17 protein-coding genes are annotated in these 20,388 nt (G+C 52.4%); 9 read left to right on the top strand and 8 right to left on the bottom strand.

Annotation, left to right across the window (positions count from 1 at the left end):
* Positions 1 to 260 precede the first annotated feature (260 nt).
* The gene (gene hflX, locus ACQ76X_RS10385) at positions 261 to 1,529 is read right to left on the bottom strand and encodes a GTPase HflX (RefSeq protein WP_438493521.1); all 1,269 of its coding nucleotides are present in this window, start codon (positions 1,527 to 1,529) and stop codon (positions 261 to 263) included.
* 641 nt (positions 1,530 to 2,170) lie between these two features.
* Here hflX and ACQ76X_RS10380 point away from each other — a divergent pair.
* Positions 2,171 to 2,965, top strand: a complete 795-nt coding sequence (locus ACQ76X_RS10380; protein ID WP_438493519.1) for a hypothetical protein — start codon at positions 2,171 to 2,173, stop codon at positions 2,963 to 2,965.
* A gap of 150 nt (positions 2,966 to 3,115) precedes the next feature.
* Here the strand turns inward: ACQ76X_RS10380 and ACQ76X_RS10375 are convergent, their stop codons facing one another.
* Complete coding sequence (locus tag ACQ76X_RS10375) at positions 3,116 to 6,145, bottom strand: DEAD/DEAH box helicase (protein WP_438493517.1); 3,030 nt, start codon at positions 6,143 to 6,145, stop codon at positions 3,116 to 3,118.
* Positions 6,142 to 7,776: an SWIM zinc finger family protein gene (locus ACQ76X_RS10370; protein WP_438493516.1), complete on the bottom strand. Its 1,635-nt coding sequence runs from the start codon at positions 7,774 to 7,776 to the stop codon at positions 6,142 to 6,144. Before ACQ76X_RS10370 ends, ACQ76X_RS10375 begins: the two co-directional genes overlap by 4 nt.
* A 181-nt stretch (positions 7,777 to 7,957) precedes the next feature.
* On the opposite strand from ACQ76X_RS10370, the gene ACQ76X_RS10365 reads away from it, so the two are divergent.
* The 6 genes from ACQ76X_RS10365 to ACQ76X_RS10340 all read left to right on the top strand — a co-directional run bounded on the left by ACQ76X_RS10365 (position 7,958) and on the right by ACQ76X_RS10340 (position 15,158).
* Positions 7,958 to 10,276 carry a helix-turn-helix domain-containing protein gene (locus tag ACQ76X_RS10365; RefSeq protein ID WP_438493514.1) on the top strand — a complete coding sequence of 773 codons (2,319 nt, stop codon included), beginning with the start codon at positions 7,958 to 7,960 and terminating at the stop codon, positions 10,274 to 10,276.
* A gap of 255 nt (positions 10,277 to 10,531) precedes the next feature.
* Positions 10,532 to 11,464, top strand: coding sequence for a tripartite tricarboxylate transporter substrate binding protein (locus ACQ76X_RS10360; protein ID WP_438493542.1), 933 nt, complete (start codon positions 10,532 to 10,534; stop codon positions 11,462 to 11,464).
* A gap of 163 nt (positions 11,465 to 11,627) precedes the next feature.
* Complete coding sequence (kdgT, locus tag ACQ76X_RS10355; RefSeq protein WP_076113900.1) at positions 11,628 to 12,632, top strand: 2-keto-3-deoxygluconate transporter; 1,005 nt, start codon at positions 11,628 to 11,630, stop codon at positions 12,630 to 12,632.
* Positions 12,633 to 13,140: 508 nt separating this feature from the next.
* Entirely contained in the window at positions 13,141 to 13,734 is a 594-nt protein-coding gene (locus ACQ76X_RS10350; protein ID WP_076113901.1) for a bifunctional transcriptional activator/DNA repair enzyme AdaA, read from the top strand.
* Positions 13,709 to 14,275 carry a methylated-DNA--[protein]-cysteine S-methyltransferase gene (locus tag ACQ76X_RS10345; protein ID WP_438493511.1) on the top strand — a complete coding sequence of 189 codons (567 nt, stop codon included), beginning with the start codon at positions 13,709 to 13,711 and terminating at the stop codon, positions 14,273 to 14,275. Before ACQ76X_RS10350 ends, ACQ76X_RS10345 begins: the two co-directional genes overlap by 26 nt.
* On the top strand, positions 14,256 to 15,158 hold the full coding sequence (locus ACQ76X_RS10340) for a DNA-3-methyladenine glycosylase family protein (RefSeq protein ID WP_438493509.1): 903 nt from the start codon (positions 14,256 to 14,258) through the stop codon (positions 15,156 to 15,158). Before ACQ76X_RS10345 ends, ACQ76X_RS10340 begins: the two co-directional genes overlap by 20 nt.
* 285 nt (positions 15,159 to 15,443) lie before the next feature.
* Here the strand turns inward: ACQ76X_RS10340 and ACQ76X_RS10335 are convergent, their stop codons facing one another.
* The 3 genes from ACQ76X_RS10335 to ACQ76X_RS10325 form a co-directional block, all read right to left on the bottom strand.
* Positions 15,444 to 15,938, bottom strand: a complete 495-nt coding sequence (locus ACQ76X_RS10335) for a hypothetical protein (protein ID WP_438493507.1) — start codon at positions 15,936 to 15,938, stop codon at positions 15,444 to 15,446.
* 178 nt (positions 15,939 to 16,116) lie between these two features.
* On the bottom strand, positions 16,117 to 16,266 hold the full coding sequence (locus tag ACQ76X_RS10330) for a hypothetical protein (protein ID WP_438493506.1): 150 nt from the start codon (positions 16,264 to 16,266) through the stop codon (positions 16,117 to 16,119).
* 13 nt (positions 16,267 to 16,279) lie between these two features.
* A complete protein-coding gene (locus ACQ76X_RS10325; RefSeq protein WP_438493505.1) occupies positions 16,280 to 17,086 on the bottom strand; it encodes a DNA-binding protein in 807 nt (268 codons plus the stop codon).
* 563 nt (positions 17,087 to 17,649) lie between these two features.
* Between ACQ76X_RS10325 and ACQ76X_RS10320 the strand changes: the two genes are divergently transcribed.
* Positions 17,650 to 18,117 carry a L,D-transpeptidase gene (locus ACQ76X_RS10320; RefSeq protein ID WP_341119335.1) on the top strand — a complete coding sequence of 156 codons (468 nt, stop codon included), beginning with the start codon at positions 17,650 to 17,652 and terminating at the stop codon, positions 18,115 to 18,117.
* A 112-nt stretch (positions 18,118 to 18,229) separates the two neighbouring features.
* On the opposite strand, the gene ACQ76X_RS10315 is transcribed toward ACQ76X_RS10320, so the two are convergent.
* Positions 18,230 to 18,655, bottom strand: a complete 426-nt coding sequence (locus tag ACQ76X_RS10315; protein WP_340895360.1) for a VOC family protein — start codon at positions 18,653 to 18,655, stop codon at positions 18,230 to 18,232.
* A gap of 140 nt (positions 18,656 to 18,795) precedes the next feature.
* Between ACQ76X_RS10315 and ACQ76X_RS10310 the strand changes: the two genes are divergently transcribed.
* Positions 18,796 to 19,755 (top strand): helix-turn-helix transcriptional regulator, encoded by a 960-nt coding sequence (locus tag ACQ76X_RS10310; protein ID WP_438493502.1) that lies wholly within the window; start codon positions 18,796 to 18,798, stop codon positions 19,753 to 19,755.
* Positions 19,756 to 19,831: 76 nt separating this feature from the next.
* Here ACQ76X_RS10310 and ACQ76X_RS10305 read toward each other — a convergent pair whose 3' ends face one another.
* Positions 19,832 to 20,362, bottom strand: coding sequence for a hypothetical protein (locus ACQ76X_RS10305; protein WP_438493500.1), 531 nt, complete (start codon positions 20,360 to 20,362; stop codon positions 19,832 to 19,834).
* Between the last annotated feature and the right edge of the window lie 26 nt (positions 20,363 to 20,388).

Genomic DNA, 20,388 nt, shown 5'->3' with positions numbered 1-20,388 from the left:
CAATTTCCGTTAGGTGTTCGATTGTCGGAGTAATCTCTATATAGCGGCAGTAAATCCCGCTAATGAATCCATGAGCTGCAAGGTGGCAAGGTAGCGAGATAGCGAGGTGGCAACGTTTTACACATTACAAGGTGAAATTTGATCAGGGACTCCGAAAACATAATATAGAATGGTCTCCTCCATAGCTGCATTTTGTTAAACAGCAAAGGAGCTTGCCCCTGGTCACCGGACCTGAGGCAAGCTCCTATTCTGTGTGCACCTTATTGCGGGAGCTCGATGAAATCTCCGCGGAATCTTTCATAGTCGGCCGCTCTGCACTCCAGCTGAAGTTTTGTGCCTTGCTCTTCATAGCTGATCTTCTGAATATGCGCATGCTCGTTGAAGTACGAGACGACGCTGCCGCGATCGAACGGAACCAGAATTTCACACTGGATATAGTCATTGAAGACATGCCCCCGGATCAGCCCGGTAAGCTCGGCGATTCCGCTGTTCTGCTTAGCCGAAAGAATAACAGAATTCTCTTGGACAACAGGATAGGGCTGGTCCGTCAAATCCGCCTTATTGTAGGCATAGATCGTTGGAATACCGTCTGCGCCCAGCGCCCTCAGGGTCTCGGCAGTTACCGCCATATGCTGCTCATGCTGCGGATCGGAAATATCGACGACATGAATCAGCAGGTCGGCCTCAGTCACTTCCTCCAGTGTGGAGCGGAACGCCTTGACCAGATGATGGGGCAGCTGGCTGACGAAACCTACGGTATCCGTCAGCAGGAACGTTTTCTGGTCGGGCAGCTTAATGCTGCGGACCGAAGTCTCCAGTGTGGCGAACAGCATATCTTTGGCAAATACCTGCTTGCCTGAACCCGGATGATACGTCTCTACTATGACATTCATCAGGCTGGATTTGCCGGTGTTGGTGTAACCGACAAGACAAATCACCGGGACTTCATTCTTGTGGCGCTGCTTCCGCTGAATCTGGCGCCTGGATACCTGGGTCTGCAGCTCCGTCTGCAGTGCCGAGATACGTTCTTCAATTCTTCTGCGATCCAGCTCCAGCTTGGTTTCACCGGCCCCCCGGTTCTTCAGGCCCGCCCCGCCGCCCTGTCGGCCGAGGGACTCGCGCATTCCGGTCAGACGGGGAAGCATATACTGCAGCTGGGCAACTTCAACCTGCAGCTGAGCCTCCTTGGTTTTGGCCCGTTCGGCGAAGATATTTAGAATTAGAATCGTGCGGTCAATCACCTGGCGATCCAGCGACGATTCCAGATTGCGGATCTGCGAAGGGGTTAATTCATCATTGAAGATAACAAGGGTATCTTCATTCTCCAGCATAAGGGACAATTCCTGAATCTTTCCTGTACCGATATAGTGGGAAGGGTTGATCCGGCTGGCTTTCTGGCTGAGTTCCCCGATCACTTTGATGTTGCAGGCGGCGGCCAAATTGCGCAGCTCCTCCATGGCGTAGGCGAAATTAGTTTCATTCTGCAGTTGAACCCCGACGATTACTGCGTGTTGTGGTGTGGATTCCATATATTTATCAACCTCCTGAAAGTTTTGTGAGCATAACCCCACTGAATAGACTTCGTGGAAACCTGGCTTCGAAAGCATAAAAAAACACAGGCAATCAGCGGCCTGTGCTTAATATCGTAGAGGAAACAGAATAGGACTGGGAGAGCATCCCTAAAGGATGCAATGATTCTTCCAGCTGGGCATAACCATAGAAGGTAAAGGGAAAGAACCGGCATCGGCAAAGGGGAATAGCTGCCTATTCCACCGCTGGTGCATGCGGTAATTCCTTGTCTATGGCTGTGCGAATTTCTAAAGGCGAATGCGGCGGAGCGTTCCCGGTCCGCTGGTTAAGCTGTGGGTTGCCTTTAAAAATGGATAGACCTATCCTGAGTCCTCTGCACAAGGCAGAGCTTTAGCGCTATTAAAAGCTGATTAGCCGCGTAAAGTACGAATCCGGATATAATCTATCACATTCATTTGCAACCCTCCGTTCCTAAAAGTTGTGTTCATTTTAGCACATCAGTTATTTTATGGCAATCCTGATCCTTTGCAAGCACCTTCTGGAATTCGCGGCTTTTTGGCCACTTGCCATTCAACCAGAAACTTCCTACCTTGTCTGCATATAATATACTAATTGTCTTAATAGGAAGGAGGGATGAGCCATGGCAGTTCTAACTACAAATACAATCACCAGGAATCCTACCGGCGTTTTAGGACCGATCAGCCAGGCTGTTATAAAAATTGTAAATAGCGGAACAGCCAAAGCAGTGGTCTATATAACGGGCCTCAACAATGATGTAAGTCCGGCAACCCTCTTTGCCCAGGAATTGTTCGAGGTGAACTACAGGGAAGTGGTGAGCAAAACCTACAATATCACCGAAAACTTTTTTCAATTTAATGTACTTTATTCTCAGGAAAAGCTGGGTGTTCAGATTTTTCTTGTGGATAGTGGAGGGAAGTGGTTTCCGGTCAGCCTGACGCAGCTTGCGGTCAGCCGGATTACGTCGGAGTTTCGCGATAACATCGCCGTAACCAATACTGATTTCGCCGCAATCAGCTTCCGCAGAAATGGGGCGCTGACGATTCCGGAGGGGGTAGCCGCCGAGATCCGGCCTGACGGTGTGGAAATTCTGGCGTCAACGCCCATCCGCTACAAAATCGTGGCCGGCGGTACCGTTAACGGCAGCTTTGTTAATTTTCCGACACCGACTACCGCTATTTCCGTGAATGACACGGCGCTGCAAGTGAATTATACCTGTTCGACGGTTACGGGCGGCAGAGTCATCACGCAGGGCCTGGGCTCCGGGATTTCCGGTGCTTATCAGGATGTGGTGGTCAATCTTCTGAATCAGCAGCTTGTATATGACCTTCAGGAGGAACCGGTAACGCTTGTGGTCAGCTCGCTCGCCGGGGAGGATAATCTGGCAGCCACCTTTAGAATGGCGGAGCAATGGTAGGGTTAGCTGCGCGGAACAGCAATCTTACTCCATAATCCGGGCATACAAAAAGAACACCGGCGCATGCAGCATGCAGCAGATGTTCTTTTTTTGCACGTTATAGGTGATGCCTGCTGCTTCAAGAGCTTGAAGGAAAAGGAAAGGGCAGGGTCAGCCAACCCACTCCTGCCGCAGCGTGAACAGATCTTTCAGGGCATCTGTAGACAGCTCAGTAATCCAGCCCTCGGAGCCGGAGATCACATCGTCGCTGAGCTGCTGCTTGCTCTCCAGCATCTCATCAATACGCTCCTCCAGTGTGCCGAGTGAAATGAATTTATGCACCTGTACATCTTTGGTCTGGCCCATGCGGTAGGCGCGGTCGGTGGCCTGGTTCTCCACAGCCGGATTCCACCAGCGGTCAAAGTGGAACACATGATTGGCCGCCGTCAGATTGAGGCCGACGCCCCCCGCCTTGAGGGAAAGAATAAAGACGTTTGGCTGATCGGACTGCAGCTGGCCTGCCGCCAGCAGATCCCCGTCTTCCTGCGGCGGCGTCTGGAATTGTTCGATCATCCGGTCGCGTGCCGTTTTGGACGTGCTGCCGTTCAAGTAAAGGACCGGCTCCTGCAGCTCCTGCCGAAGCACGGCCTGCAGCATTTTGCCCATGCCGACATATTGGGTGAAGATCAGGCAGCGTTCGTTCTCTTCACGCAGCTCCCGCACCATCGCCAGCAGCCGTTCGAGCTTCGAGGAACGCTCAATCAGGGACGTGGTATCCAGTTGGCCCTCGCCATCTGGATCAGGCAGCGCCTCCTTCGTCAGCAGCATCGGATGGTCGCAAAGCTGCTTGAGGCTGGTCAGCGCAGCAAGAATCGCCCCTTTGCGCTCAATGCCCTCCAGCTGCTTCATCCGTTCCAGCAGCCCGGTTACGTTCTGGTCATAGAGGGCGGCCTGCTCTGCCGTGAGATGAACATAGGTTTTCATCTCGTTTTTGTCGGGCAGATCCAGCTGAATGGCCGGGTCTTTCTTCTTGCGGCGCAGCATGAACGGCTTTACAAGCTTCTGCAGATCCGCCGTGCGCTCCGCATTGCGTTCCTTCTCAATCGCATTTGCGAACCGGTCCTGGAATGCTTTTGGACTGCCGAGATAGCCGGGTGTGATGAAATCGTAAATCGACCAGAGCTCGGACAGTTTGTTCTCGATTGGTGTTCCGGTCAGGGCGATCCGGTGCAGGGCAGGAAAGCTGCGCACCGCCACAGATTGCTTGGTTCCGGCGTTCTTAATATTCTGTGCCTCATCCAGGCAAACCGTAGCCCAAGTGAACTGCTTCAGCAGTTCCTGGTCGAGCGCGGCCGTGGCGTAGGAGGTGAGGACCACGTCGGCCTGGGAAGCGGCGCCGTAGAAGTAACCGGCATCGAGGCGCCTGCTTCCGTAGTGGAGCATGATGTTCAGGGACGGAGCGAACCGCTGGAGCTCTTTCTGCCAGTTGCCGAGCACTGAGGTCGGACAGATAATCAGCGACGGCCAGTCCGGCGGGTCGGTCTGCCGCCCGGGCCCCATTGCTGATGGGCCGGCTTCTCCCTGCTGTTCCTTCAAGTGGAGCAGGTAGGAGATCAGCTGCACGGTTTTGCCGAGGCCCATATCATCGGCCAGGCAGGCGCCGAGTCCGAAGCGGCGCAGAAATACAAGCCAGGCATACCCTTCATGCTGGTAGCTTCTCAGCTCGGCATGCAGGCCAGCCGGCACCTCGGGCTTTGGCCAATCCGAGCGGTGGCCGAGCTGGCCGATCAGCCGGACCAGATGCTCGTTCAGCTCGACCTCCAGCCGGAAGCGGGCGGCATTTTCTTCCGCCTTCTCCGCCTCGGCCGCCTCGTTGTCCTGCTCTTCGCCGCCGCCCAGCAGGTGCAGCTGGAGCACATCCTGAAAGGACAAGCCCTGGGACTTGTCCATCCCGGCCATGGCCCGCTGGATCTGGGCCAGCAGAGCGGGGTCAAGCGGAATCCACTTGCCCCTGAACTGCACGAGCCGCTCGCCGCGTGCGACCAGATCGGCGAACTCCGCCTCGGAGAGTTCGGCGTCGCCGATGGAGATGCGCCAGTCGAAATCGACCAGCGCATTTAGCCCGAACAGCGACTGGCCGCCGCTGCCCTCGCCGGAGCTGATCTTGGCGCGCAGGCGGGGTTTCTTCCGGCTGGCGGCTTCCCACCACGCCGGAAGGAGCACCTGCCAGCCGGCTTCCAGCAGCAGCCGGCTGTCCACGGTCAGGAACCGCCAGGCGTCCCCGTCGCTGAGCGGTTCACCAAGCACATCGTCCCCATGGCCGATGTGCTCCCCGGCCAGGCTTTCGCGCAGGCGCGACAGCCACCCGGACGCGCGCTCGTGGACGTGGGGCGTCCACGCTGCCGGCCACAGGCCATGCGGCTCGCCGTCCCCGGTGAGCCGCAGCGGCACAAGCGCGGATTCATCGCGCTTGTCCTGCAGGAGCAGCTGGAGCCGCCAGTACGACTTCTCGTCGTCCGGCTCCAGCAATTGCAGGGCCGGCCGGAACGGCGCCGTGTCCGCCTTCCAGCCGATGGACATCAGCCAGCTGTCGTCGTCCATGCCGGCAGTTGCCGCGCCCGCGCTGCTGCTGAACAGCAGCGGATATTCGCTGCGCAGGTCTGCGGCTTCGGCCTCGGTGCCGTAATACTGCTGGAACACCGCCGCCGAGAAGGCGGCACGCAGTCCGTCCGCAAGGTTCCGGCGCCCGGCAAGTCCGCGCAAGGCAGACTGTGCGCTCTCGTTGCCTTCCGCAGCCAGCTCCAGCGCCTTGTCATCCCAGTCCCACTGCAGCTTGCCTTCGCGATAGGCGGACAGGCTTGGCGCATACTTCTTCTCCGCCAGCAGCCCGGCGATGGCGGGCGCCAGCCCGGTCAGCAGTTCGGCGTCGCCCTGCCAGCTCCAGCCGACATGCCGCAGCAGCCTGCGCTCCGCAAAGAAGGGGATGACCTGCTCGGCAGGCAGAACCACAAGGTCAACCCCATCGGCGTTCTGGAGCGTTAACTCCGTTCCATAAAAAGACTCCTCATGCCAGGAGAACAGCTTCTGCTTAAGCTGAACACCGGGCACATAATCATCCCTGTCATCCACCCCGTAGATCAGCGCATCGCCATATTGGGTTAAGGCAAGCTGGACAGTAATATTTCGCATATATTTGCTCATGGGATCAGCTTTCCTTTCCGCAGCTCTTCCTGCAATGCGCGCAGCCTGCTGTACCGGAAGGTGAAGGAATCCAGAAATTGTCCCCACCGCTCCTCGCGTTTCAGCTTTTTATAGAGCTTGGACAAGCGCTTTAACAGTTTTACAGCCGCTTTGTAGCCGTGCCGGTTCTTCTCCAGCACGAACCGTTCTGCCGCCTGATGATAGAACGGGAGCAGCAGCTCCGGTGCGTTCTTCTCGATCGGCTGGAGGTCGCTGACACGGAAATCGGCGGGTTCCTTGCCGGAGGAGAGCTGGTAATCCATCCATTCCTGCCAGCGCCCGCGGTCCAGCAGCATTTCTTCATAAATCTCCCGGGACAGCGGCAGCATGTCGATCAGCGTATCCCACATCCGGGGTTCGGTCTCCGGCAGGCGGCGGACGGCTTCCTCCCAGTATCCGGCATAGTTCTTCAGGTTATATAGGCGGCTGGTCAGCAGAGGGCCGATTTCGGCCAGCCACAGAGCAAGGCGGGACCAATGTCCGGCCTCCGCCAGGGGAGCCAGAAAGCTCATCAGCTCGTCCGGGTAGAGACCCGGGCGTTCGGAAGCTTTGCCAAGCAGCTCCCAGGCGCCTTTGTCATCGTTCAGATAGAAATACATCCGGCTCTCCGCCAGTTGCTGCGAGTGGCGCGAGAGTGATATGCCGGCTTCCTCGCCGGTCTGGCGGAGCGCTTCCAGCTCTTCTAGGTACATAGCCGGGCCGCTTGCATTCGGTGCAATCCAGCCTCTCCAGATCAGATCGTAGCAGAGGGAGTAATAGGGCTGTTCCCGTGAACGGTCGCGCGGCTCATTCAGCATCTCCCGCCGCAGATAGGCCAGCGTTTCGCTGACCCGGGGCCAGGCTTCCGGCTCTGCGGCGAGCGGCAGGCTGTTTTTCATGAGATCTGTTACCGCTTTTTGCAGCTCGGAGACAGCAACAGAGGTATAATAACCTAGAGAAGCACCTGCTCCCGGGACGTGAGGGCCTGCCGGTTTTAGTAAGCTTTCCAGCACAAAGAGATGGGCATGAAGCTTATATAACAGCCCGGAGGCCGGAGGGAGCGCGGGAGTGGCCTCGGAGATGGCTGCCAGCGCCCTGTCGGTGTATTGGGAATTCCGCACGGTAGGCGCCAGCGGTGCGGTGAGCAGCGCTAAGTATTCACGCCACTGCTCCACATTTCCGGATGGAACCAGGGCAGCCAGCTCCTCCAGCTGATCCTTGCGGCGGGCGGAGCCACCGGCAACGGGAGTCTCCTTGACCACCGGATTGCGGATCCATTGACTTGTCGTCTTGGCATTGGCCAGCATATGCACCAGCCGGCCCTGCTGCTCGGCATACTTCATTAATACAGCAGCCATATGCTTGCAGGAATGCTGTACCGGGCAGCTGCAACGGCTGGCGGACAGGGTATCCAGATCAATAGTTACGCTGTAGTCTTCCCCGCCTTCCACGAGCGCCAGAATGCTCCCGACTGAGATCATTTTGAACGCATGGACACGGTCCTGCTTATAATACTGAAATCCCCGCTTGAGGGTGATGTCACTGAATTGATAGGCTACGTCTGAAATAAGCTTGTCCCATTCCTGATCGGCCATGTAGAAATTTCGCTGCATCGCAATTGGTCTCCTGTAGCAAATTGGTCTTGACTCATTTTCTCATTATAACATTTGTGACGATCTTATCCTTAACTCCCTAAAATCTTAAAGAATATGACATGCTCCATATTGCCGTATAGGCGAACATGCTACTCTAAGGTCTGAACTAAGCGAACTGCGGAAGGATGAAGCTGCACCCATGCTGCGATTTAAATTAAAATACTTGCTGAACAATAAGCAGACCCGGCTGATTCTTATGCTGACATTCAGTGTATCTCTATTAATTACTCTAATTGGCCTTTTCTCCTATAGAGAGTACAGGAATGCGCTGGATACTGAGCTGAACACGCCAAATGTAGAGCTGCTGCAAATTAACATGGATGTGACTAACCGGGCATTCCGGGAATCTGATAATAAAGCGGTCGATCTGGCCTTTCACCCGGCCGTCCTTAAATATATGGATGCCGATCCGGCGGATAATGCGCTGGCGGCTGCAGAGCCGCAGAATTTCCTGAAGACGCTCGCTACGGAGCCGGATGTCCATGCCATCAGTGTAATCAAGTTCGGGGATCATTCCGTCGTCTCCAGCAGTTACGGGTATAGAGCTCTCTGGGAAGAAGCACCGGAGCATGCCTGGAACTCATGGATTGATGAAATGAAACAGAAGCCGCTGCTGATTAAAAGAAGAGTATATACCGGCACGGATGCCCGGCTGCTCGGCACGGAGCTGCTTTCGCTGGCCCGGCCGATTGTCCGGAACGGGGCCGTCACAGGCGCGGTATTGATCGATCTGGACTATGACATGCTGTTCTCCAAGATGTATACCCATTTATCCAGCTATCAATTTGTATATAACCTGGAGGGAGAGCTGATTTACCCCAAGCTCAATCTGCCTTTCCCTCTGGCGGACATGAATGATGTGCTGTCGGACATTGATGTAAGTCCGTTTGCCCATGTGAAGCTTCAAGGAAAGGCCTATATGGCGAACCAGACGTTCTCGAATGTCACCGGCTGGCGGCTGGTTTCCCTTGTTCCGATGGAGCAGCTGCTGAAGAATGTGAAGACGGCGCGCAATATGATGCTGATGCTCTCGCTGATTTCAATCGCTGTTGGCTGCTCCGCGATTTATTATTACAGTTTTGCCGCATTCCGTCCGCTGAAGCGGATCAATAAACTCCTGATGCCCGACCAGAAGCTGGCCGGTCATGGAAATCTTTATGATTTGGAGCCAGTCATCGGCAAATTGGTCGGTGATTTTCAGAGCAAGTCGCTGGTGGCCGAATGGAGCCTGCCGGAGCTAAGGTCCAAATTTGTTAGCGATCTGATTACCCGGAGCATCGGGACGCAGGAGACGTTGACGAAATGGGAGCACTACTTTGAAGGCTGGAAGGAAGGGCCCTTCGTAATTCTGACGATCTCTGTAGACCGCCATTCTAAGTGGACCTCCGCATATGTGGAAGAGGATCAGCTGCTGCTTAAATATGCGATGAACAACATTGTAGTTGAGTTCTTCGAGCCTGCCTGGCAGACGGTTACGGCCACTCCCCGGAAGGACAGCCTTGTGGTATTGCTGCAGCCCAAAGAAGATAACAGCATCCAGCTGCGCGAGGATGCCGGGAAGCTGATTGCCATCCTGTCCGACGTCTTAAAAATATCGGTATCCATAGGCATTGGCGAACCGGTCTCCGCGATTTCACAGGCAGCCCGGTCCTACTCGGAGTCCGAGCTGGCTTTATCTTATCGTCTATACGAAGGCTACGGCCATGTCCGTGAGTTTTCGGCGAAGGAGAGTAAATATGAGGAAGGCGGAGCAGCGGCAGATGATGCCTGGAGGCTGGAGGTGCTGCATGCGCTGAAGTCTTTCGATGCTGCGACTGCCCTGCAATGGGTCCGCAAGTGGTCGGCTGATACCCGCAAGAAAGCCGTGCAGCCGCAAAAAGTTGTTCGTGTTGTAGACGATTTAATAGGAGAAATTCTAAATATGGCGACTTCCGGGGGTCATCCGCTGCCTGCCGAGCTGGCGGATTATACGTGGCATCAGGTGATGACGATGGATTTGTCCGATATTGAGGAGATGCTCTGTAGTATTGTTATTCATATGTCAGGTGTGCTTGAAGTGCACAGACAGTCCAAAGAATATCTGATGGTACAGGAACTGATCCGGTACATGGAGTCTCATTTGCAGGATAACATCGGACTGCAGGATATCGCTGCCCATGTCAAAATGGGCGTTTCCTCCGTAAGCACCATCTTCAAGGAAGAGACGGGTACGACACTATATGATTATTTGACCAACCTGAGAATAGATAAAGCCTGTGAACTGCTGCAAGGCAGCAGCCTGAAGATTGCCGAAATTGCTCTTCGGGTCGGATACCAGAATGAGAACAGCTTCATCCGTGCTTTCCGGAAGATCAAATCGGTTACACCGGGCAAGTTCCGTGAGAGCAGCAAATATCCCAATGAGTATGCAGATCGGCCAAAACCGCGCCATTCCGGCGTTTCTGACGATTCAGAATAAGATTATACTATTGATGGCAACCCCCCGTTTACGTTAAAGTTCTATTTGAGAAAACTTTCACAGATTCGTGAATGAGACTGTGATTGAAGAAATTTGGGGGGTGAAGCGGCGCACGCATGGCAGTAGATCCATTGTGGCCTGCGGCTCAATTGTCATTATTAAGGAAGAGGGATGGTCTTGAAACGGACAACAAAAATAGGCATTTGGACGGCATCCGTCCTGGCGGTTTTGACGATGGTATGGGCCGGAAACCGCATGATAACCAGCGATAACAGCCGGGAGAATGTAAGCGGTGATTTTCCGGTGAAACCGATTACCTTAATCGTGCCTTATGCAGCGGGCGGAGGGACGGATACCACAGCAAGAGCTTTAGCCAAAGCAACAGAGAAGGTACTGGGCCAGCCGATTATCGTGCTCAACCGGACAGGCGGCGGAGGTTCCGTCGGACTCATGGAGGGTGCCAATGCCAAGGGCGATGGGTATACGGTCACATTTCTTCCTGCCGAGCTCACCATCCTGCCGCATCTGGGACTGCTTCCGATTACCTATGAGAAGTTCAAACCGATCGCCCAAACGAATTTTGATCCTTCCGCCATAACCGTAAGAGCCGAAGCGCCGTGGCAAACCGTAAATGAGTTTCTCGACTTTGCGAAAGCGCATCCAGGTGAATTGAAAATGGGGAACGCAGGAACGGGGAGTATTTGGCATTTGGCTGCCGTAACATTGGAGCGGGAAACCGGTGTGAAGTTTGCACATATTCCTTTTGAAGGGGGAGGCCCTGCCGTCTCCGCCTTGATGGACGGTTTTGTCGATGCAGTGCCTGTAAGCCCTGCCGAAGTGAAAAAGTATGTGGATGAAGGGAAGCTGCGGACGCTGGCGGTCAACGCCGATAAGCGATCGGAGGCAATGCCTGGCGTACCCACGCTGGAGGAAGAGACGGGGATACATGTCAATTTCACAGGTACATGGAGGGGACTTGCTGTACCGAAGGATACGCCGGACGCTATTGCCGAGCTGCTGGCCGGGGCCTTTATCAAAGGGACAGAGGACAGGGACTTCCGCGAGTATATGAAAATCAACGGATTAGGGCTGCTGGTCAAGGACGGCAAAGCGTTCTCCAAGCAATTGAAGGAAAGCGACGATTTATTCTCCGGGATGATTCCGCAGCTAGGGCTAAGCCGTAAGTGACATGAAAGCGCCGTCAGGCAAATTTTCTCAGAATCTGCTGCCCACTGATGATTTACCTTTAGTGGACAGGTAAGGTCTTGGGGCTGATTTGCTGCGCCTTCTTCAGGTAAAATCATCAATTTATGCAAGAATTAAGAATACGACATGAAAGGTCTGATAAGATATGAAAATTAAAAAAGCGCTGGACAAAATTCCCGGCGGTATGATGCTGGTGCCGTTGTTCCTCGGGGCGATTATTCACACCGCATTCCCGAATGCGGGCGAATATTTTGGCGGCTTCACCAAGGGGCTGATGACGGGGACTGTACCGATTCTGGCGGTTTGGTTCTTCTGTATGGGGGCGGCTATAGATGTACGCGCTACAGGAAGTGTGCTGCGGAAATCCGGCACATTGGTACTGACCAAAATTGCCGTGGCCTGGGTAATAGCCCTGATTGCGATCCAGTTCCTGCCGGAGGGCGGCATTCAAAACGGCTTCTTCGCCGGATTGTCGGTGCTGGCTATTATCTCCGCGATGGATATGACTAACGGCGGATTGTACGCTTCCATTATGCAGCAATATGGCACCAAAGAAGAATCCGGCGCATTCGTGCTGATGTCACTGGAATCCGGCCCGCTGGTAACGATGCTTATCTTGGGCAGCACCGGGGTAGCTGTGTTTGAACCGCATGTCTTTGTGGGTGCTGTGCTTCCTTTCCTGATCGGTTTTGTACTGGGCAACCTGGATCATGATCTCCGTACCTACTTTGGCAAAGCGACACAAACACTTATTCCATTCTTCGGTTTCGCACTGGGCAGCTCCATCGACCTCGGCGTCATCGTAGATACCGGACTGCTCGGCATTCTGCTGGGTATCGTAGTCATCATTATTACAGGGATTCCGCTGATTCTGGCCGATAAGTTTATCGGCGGCGGCAACGGCACTGCCGGACTTGCGGCCTCCAGCACCGCCGGAGCAGCTGTAGCCAATCCTATGCTTGTGGCAAATATGAAGCCTGAACTCCTGCCGGCTGCAGAATCAGCCACTGCACTTGTTGCGGCTTCCGTCATTGTCACCTCTATTCTCGTTCCGATCATTACCGCATACTATTCCGACTATATGCGGAAAAAGAATCCCCCGGCTGCCGATGGCCCTGTGGATCTGAAAACTCAGAAAGCTGCAATCTAATAACATCATATAACAACGTAAATACTTTATAATTAATGATTACAAAAGCTAAGATTAGCTTCAACATGCTGGGATCTTCCGGACGCCTAATGGGCGGTGCCGGAGGGTCCTTTTTTAGATTGCCGGTTTAGATGAGCCGGCATGTGGAAGCTGCCGGACTCCAGCGCTCCTATTTCGGCAAAATCAGTCTTATTGGGGGCAAAACGGACCTCAGCGCCGCTATTTTCACAAAAACTGTCTAATTGTCCCAGGAAACAGGAAATAACGTCTCTGCAGTCCGCCGGGCATGAAAGGGGGCTTTTCTGCTATAAATAGCGTCTCTGCAGTCCGGCAGCGTTGAAAGCTCCCTGCTGGCCGAAGCGGACCGCTGTGCGCATATCGCGCAGCATGGTGGACTGGTCAGAGCCCGGTTGCAAAGGTCTTTACTGTCGTAATCTTGCTCTCCTATTGCGATAGGCTGCATAAGGCCAAAGCAATCGTTTATACTGGCGGTATGAGGTGATTTCATATGGATCAGGCATTATTCGAACAGGTCTATGATTCGGTAGTCAAGCGGGAATCAACCTATGACGGTGTTTATTATACAGCGGTGTTGACTACACATATTGTTTGCCGCCCTTCCTGCCGGGCAAGAACACCGAAGGCGGGCAATGTGGTTTTTTACGGTTCTTTGCAAGAGGCGACGAGGGCAGGTTTCCGCCCCTGTAAAAGATGCCGCCCCGAGGAAGGCGGCAGGCTAAGACCCGACGCGGTGCTTGCCGCACAGGCAGATGCCGTTATGGCAGAACGTTATGGAGAGAAGCTGACGCTGCAGTCACTGGCTGAACAGCTGAAAGTCAGCCCGTTTCACCTGCAAAGAACCTATAAGCGGGTAACCGGCCAGTCTCCTGCCGCGAGGCTGGACCAGCTGCGGCTGGAGAAAGCAAGCGGACTGCTCGCGGACACCGGGCTTGCCATTGCTGAGGTTGGCAAGGCGGTCAGCTTTCAGGGACCGTCCCATTTTGCCGCATGGTTTGCGCGGAAGACCGGCCTTGCGCCGACAGAATACCGTACAGAGTTCAAAGGAGGAATCCAGCATGACCCAGACACTCAAGACCATTGAGATTTTCCACCATACCCTTAACGTTGGGAATAGAGACTGGACTTTGTGGGCCAGCAAGAAGGGCCTAATCCGCATATCTTATCAGGAGGATCAAGGCGTGCTTCCGGCATCGTGGCTGAAAACCTATGCACCGTCACATCAGTTCAGCAAGGACGCTGGCATCTTCGATCAATTCGGGGCCACGAAGCTTCTGGAGAGTTATTTTAGCGGAGAGCCTGTAAGCTTCAGCAGTATCCCTTTGGATCTCTGGGGCACCCCGTTTCAGCAGGAGGTCTGGATGGGGCTGGCCGCTATTCCGCATGGTGCAATAGTGACCTACAAGGAGCTTGCCGTAAGCATCGGAAGACCGCAGGCAGTCCGCGCAGTGGGTGCGGCTAACGGACAAAATCCGCTGCCGGTCGTGCTGCCCTGCCACCGGGTCATCGGCACGAACGGCACACTAACCGGATACCGGGGCGGCCTCAAGCTGAAGCAGGAGCTGCTGAAATTGGAAGGCATTACGAATGTGGGGGCGGCGGGACATGAACGATTTGCTTTTTGAGCTGCCGCTGCCGGAGTTTTTTGACTTGTCCGCATGTCTGGAATACATGAACCGTTCGCCGCTGGAATGCCTGTTCCGTTCCGATGGGGAAGGGGTTACCCGGCTGTTCATGCTGGAAGGAACGCCGTCGCTGGTGAGGCTGACGGTTGCAGCCGGTACGCCGCGTCTGCAGGCCACACTGCTGACGGGTGCTTTTCCCGGCCCGAAACCTCTGGCGGAACTGGCGCAGTATATCGTGGAATGGTTCGATCTGGACCGCGATCTTGCGCCGTTCTACCGGCTGGCTGACGCAGACCCGCTCTTGCAGAAGCTCGCGTCGAGTGAACGGGGCTTGCGGATCATCGGCATTCCCGATCTGTTCGAGGCTTTATGCTGGGCTATTCTCGGCCAGCAGGTCAATCTGGCTTTTGCCTACAGGCTGAAGCAGCAACTCACCGCTGAATACGGGAAGTCACTGGAATATGAAGGGCATACTTATTATCATTTTCCGGGGCCTGAGACGTTTCTACAGGTCTCGATGGAAGAACTCTGTAGTCTGCAGCTGACCCGCAGCAAAGCGCGGACCCTATTGGATGTGGCTGCACTGATCGCCGGCGGTGAATTGAGCCGGGAGGAGCTGCTGGCCCTGCCGTCCCCTGAAGCCGCCGAGCAGCGGCTGCTGAAGATCCGGGGAATCGGTCCGTGGACCTCGCAGTATGTGCGGATGCGTTGCCTGCGCGACGCCACTGCCTTCCCCGTAGGAGATGTCGGCCTGCAGAATGCGGTGAAATTCCTCACCGGCATGGATAGAAAGCCGACCCCGGCGGAACTGCTGGAACTGTCGGTACCCTGGCACGGCTGGGAAGCCTATGCCACATTTTATTTGTGGCGTGCGCTGTATTGACTATCCGCTGCCTGTGAACGAGTATTCTAATCGGTCAATAGTTTTGGGTTGTTTTTGTATCACCTTGTTGTATAAAAACCGATATGCTAAGATACAATTAAAGAAGGAGCCGTGCGTCAACACGACTCCAGTGTACAATCCGCTATAAGAGCGGTTGGCTTTCGGAGTTTGGTCAGTAGTAGACCGCTATCCTAGGACGGGGCGGTCTACTTTTTTTTGTGAAAAGACAGTATAAGCACAACCAGTGTCGCACGATCCGTTTTATCGACCTCAGATTTGAGGTGGTTACTTCTGCAACTCTACGAGTTGGGCCTGGAGTTCAGCTATCTTTGCTTCGTCTTTGGGAATCATTTTTTGCGCACGTTCTAAATCAATCTGCAGGTAAATTAATTCGTCACCTGTATATTTTCCAGATGCTATGTTTTCTTTTATTTTTTTAACTGCTTCTTTTGTACTTTTTAGAGTTGATTGGTATAGAGCTATTTCCGCATTTAATACATCCGCAGTTTTCTTGGGCGTTTCAGAAATGTCTGGCGAATTTAACCTAACCACTCCCTTCTCATACCCGACATCTAGACCGGTAGCTTGACCAATTACTCTAATTGGAGCATAAGTTGATCCATTAATAACTACTGCCGATCCTATAACGCTACCATTTAGATTAACCTTAGCGGTTCCTTCAACCTTTTTTCCAATTAATTCACTTATATCATTCGCAAACACTGTTGATGACAATGTGAGGACGACCCCAGCAATAAAACCAACAAAGTATTTTTTCACTTTCAATCCTCCATATTAGCTATTTACTATACAATGGTTTATTTATCGGTAAAGGTAATCCAGCAGTTAACCGTGCATCAATGGAAATAAGACCAGCTTTGATAGCCCCATACTTTTTTACACGCTCATGAAAAAGCCTCTGCAGAGTTTGCAGAGGCTCGTCCGGCTATTGATTTATTTAATGGTCTACCCCGTGGCGCAGCGGTTCGAAGCCGCCGCTTGCAAACTTATCCGTGCTGGTGGATCCTGCGTCCGCGCTGACAACAGCAGCATTAACACTTACCAAAGCGACCACAATAAAGATGAGCGTAAACACTTTTTTCTTCATTTTGAAATCCTCCCTAGTCTTGTATTTGTTCCATCAAGCAGAGGTACTCGTCCAGTTGCCCGGAAGTTGTTTGATTTCGGAGTTTCTCAAAGAGAACCGCTGACTTACGGAACCCTGTATCATCTTTAAGCTTAACTGATGATGCCAAAGAACATAGAAGCGAATTTATAGAATCATATATATTTCCATTTATGTAATAATATTTCGCCTTCAAATAAATGTAATCTATGTAATAACGAATGTTCCTTTTTGCTATGTAGTACTCCCTCATCGAGTCAATTCGCTCTTCGAACTCGATCAGCACCTCATCGACGTTGTACTCATGCTTGATTGCTGACTCCAGGATATATATCATGCCCGGCAGGATTTCCTCTTCGTTACGCCGTAGGAAAACTAGGTAATCCGGAAGCGCGGTGGTGTTCCCCTCGTTCAGTTCGATCACGTGCAGATTAGCTAGGGCGATTTCACGATAATATTCAACCTCGGTCCAGCCCTCGGCGTTCATACCGTTAATCCATCCCAAATCCTCATACTTCGAGATGCACTCTCTCGCCTCGTCATATCGGCCCAGCTTCTCAAGCGCGATTCCTTTCAAACACATAGAATAGCCGAAGTAATAGACGATGCTTCGTTTTAATCCGAAGTTGCACACCTTCTGGCCGTCGGCATGCTCCCGCTGATATATGCTGTAAAATTGATTAATCTCGCTGTATAGCCTATCGGCGATTTGGAGGATACCGTCCCAATTTTCAAGGGTAAATGATGCCCGTAGCATCTGAACCAATGAATCAGCATTGATCCCGTTAAGATCCAACTCCAATATGATCCATCCTTCCGTAAAAAGCGAAAAAAGTTTCTCCATTTATTCCACAAAATACAAAATAAGAATTTCTTTGTCTAATCATTGTTCTTTATTTCACCCATACTAGTAAGTGACCCATGTCACAGTATGAGGTATTTTTATACAGGAAAATTCATTATATGGAAAATTTCAGAACGTCCGATACGGGCCATACAAACCGCCTGAAGTAAGCTCCGACGTTGCAATAACGAAACAAAGCTACGTCTGAATTAGTTATATCTATAAAAGAATAGAGACACCTCTAAAAGAGACATCTCTTGAATAAAACGGAGTTAATTTTAAAGAACACCTCAGAGTTTATGTCACAGATATAATCAAAGTTGTATATTCAAGATTAGACTTGAGAATAAATAATATTTTCCAAATAAAGTTGATAATTAGTAATCCGAGGTTGTAAATCCTCCTCCTCTAACTCCCTATTAGTAGAAGGCGGTTGATGCAGAGCACAATGATATGGAGTTATCTATTAGCCTCTGCCACTCCATCAGCTAATCCTTCAAAAACAATTGGAGGTTTTATAAATGGGATACCACATTAGGGTTAACTTGAACGCAAACCGGACAAAATTGGGTTCACTGAAAATGTATAACGATAGCGGGGCTTTAGTATTTGGTCCTGTACAAGCACTTGGCCGCTCAGAATACGGTTATCCTTGGTCTCAGACTGACGGACATACACCAACCGGAGTATATTCAGCGACAATATCGAAAGAGCCAATGCCCCAAACGGTTAAAAATAAACGTTCTTATGGCCCATCGAAATATATCATAATGGACCCTGTTAGTGGCAATGCGTTAATTGCAGAACAAAATGGCCGCTCAGGTCTATGGATTCATGGTGGAGATCCAGCAGATACAGGTGCCCCTTCTTATCCACTACGTCCGACACATGGTTGTGTAAGACTTTCGAATGAGGACCAAAACAGCTTGATTTATGTTCTATCCACGTTAGGTGGCGGTACTGGAAAGGTTACTATCGCCGAAGTTTAATCTAAGGAACAAAATCAACATTTGTTCAAACTGTTTCAATCGGGGCACTTAAATAACAGATACAGGCCATGGCTGCCTGCCTTTGGAAGGGCAGGAGCCATGGCCTGTTTTTTTACCGTGGCCGCTTGGTGAAGATTTGAAAGGTTACACCGAACTTGTCGGTGATCATGCCGTAGGCTGGGCTGAAATAGACCGGACCCAGTTCTAAGTCAACCTGCCCGCCTTCCTTAAGGGTGTTGTATAACCGTTCCGCTTCCCCGGCGTCCTCCGTCGAAAGGCAGATGTTGATGCCGTTGCCTGTTTGCAGCACCTGTCCGATGTCAAGATCGGCTACAAAAATATCCGTGTCTCCCACACTCAGGACAGAATGGGCGATACGCGCTTTTTCTTCATCCGACAATGGTGAATCCGGATTCTGCGGGCCTTGTCCCACGGTTTGCTTAAACTGAAGTTTTGCTCCCAGACTCTCCTGATAAAAAGCAATGGCTTCCTCTGCCGTTCCGTCAAGCAGGATAAAAGGATTTAATTGGATACTCATTTCTAATTCGCTCCTTTAAGCTGTATTTGCCCTTTGCGGCTGGGCTTTGATTTCATTGTAGTCTATAATAGTGACAAGTATTGTCATGAATAGAAAAGTAAATGAAGCTAATTTCAAATCATCTGAATGGAGGCTGGCGCATGTCCAAATCGAAAAGACTGCTGGACCTGATGATGACCGTCAACCGCAGGCGGAAGTTTACCGTCAGGGAGCTGGCCGACGAATTCGGGGTCTCTACACGGACAATTCTCAGGGATTTACAGGAGCTTGGCGAGCTTGGGGTGCCGCTGTATTCCGAAGTAGGCCCCCATGGAGGTTATCAGGTGCTGAACGAACGGATTCTTCCGCCGATTGCTTTTACGGAAGCGGAGGCGGTGGCGATTTTTTTTGCCAGCCATGCCTTGCGTCACTATCAGTATCTGCCCTTTAAAGAAGAGTCCCTATCAGCATTGCACAAATTTTATAATTATATGTCCGGTGATGTCCGCGACCGGATTGATGAGATGAAGAACCGGATTGATTTCGTGACTCCGTCAAGGCAGGCAGAGTTTCCTTATTTGTCGATCCTGCTGGAGGCGGCTACCGATCAGAAAGTGCTGCGGATCGACTATGAATCCAAAGGGCAGCAGTCGTGCAGAGCGATACAGCCTGTCGGCATTTATGCCAGCAGCGGCTTATGGTACTGCCCTGCTTATTGTTTTGTGCGCGGGGATATCCGCGTGTTTCGCTGCGATCGGATCTATTCGGCAGACTATGACCATTCGGGGTTAGCGCCGCTGGATTTGCGGCATATCCACCTGGGAAATAAGGAGATTTACAGCGCCATGGAGCAGGTACCTGAAGAGGGACGGGTCAAACTTCACGTAGAGCTTGGGAAAGCGGGGGTCCAGAGCTGCGAGGCCGAGCTGTGGTCGGCCTCCCTGCTGCATAGGCGTGAAGACGGGACCGGATGGCTGGAAGGTAAGGTACCTGGAAGCGATCTGCGCTTTTTTGCCAGATTTGTTATGGGGCTCGGAAACGGGGCAACGGTCCACGAACCGCCGGAGCTGGTGGAGGAACTAAAGGGTATGCTTACCGAAATGCTGGAGAAATACAGCTGACAGGAAATGCTGCGGCTGTTTCTGGGTATTAGCGTACACGAAACCCCGGTCCAAGCGGGCCGGGGGATTAACTTCGCTATTTGGTCACGCGGATGAATTGCTTATCCGCCAGGTTAAAGGAGCCTTCCGGCTCGAAGTCCGGCAGATGAAGGGTCCAGTCCAGTTCCGGGTTTATGGTCTTGGGGAAATCACTGTCCCAACAGGAATAGATCTCCATAGATTCGCCTGCGGCCATATGTTCATTCATATGGGAGAGCAGCAGCCGGATGCATTTCAGACTGCAGGCATAACCCTGCGGATTCTGCGCCTTCATCTCCTTGCTGAGAGTGAAAGAACCATTAAATCCATAAACGTACGGCTTGGATATGGGCAGCTCCTGCCTCCAGGGCATTGAGCTTACATCCCCGATGTCCAGTCCTGACGCATCCAGCTCCGTTTCAAACACTTGGACATAGGTATCGTTCAGATGGGATAAATCCATAATGTTGTGAAGCGCATGTTTATCATCTGACTTTGGAATGTCAGAATAGTTCTGATACGTATATACATATCCGAAGCTTCCGGCCGGCAGTGGTCTGTCCGAGCCAAGGTAATGGTTAAGGGTCATTGGGATCACCTTCCTGAATGGTCTGC

Origin of the sequence: Paenibacillus sp. IHBB 3054, assembly GCF_051594305.1 — a bacterium.
Taxonomy (GTDB): domain Bacteria; phylum Bacillota; class Bacilli; order Paenibacillales; family Paenibacillaceae; genus Paenibacillus_AQ.
The sequence above is the reverse complement of the archived record's forward strand: the minus strand, read 5'-3'. Positions and strand labels throughout refer to the sequence as shown.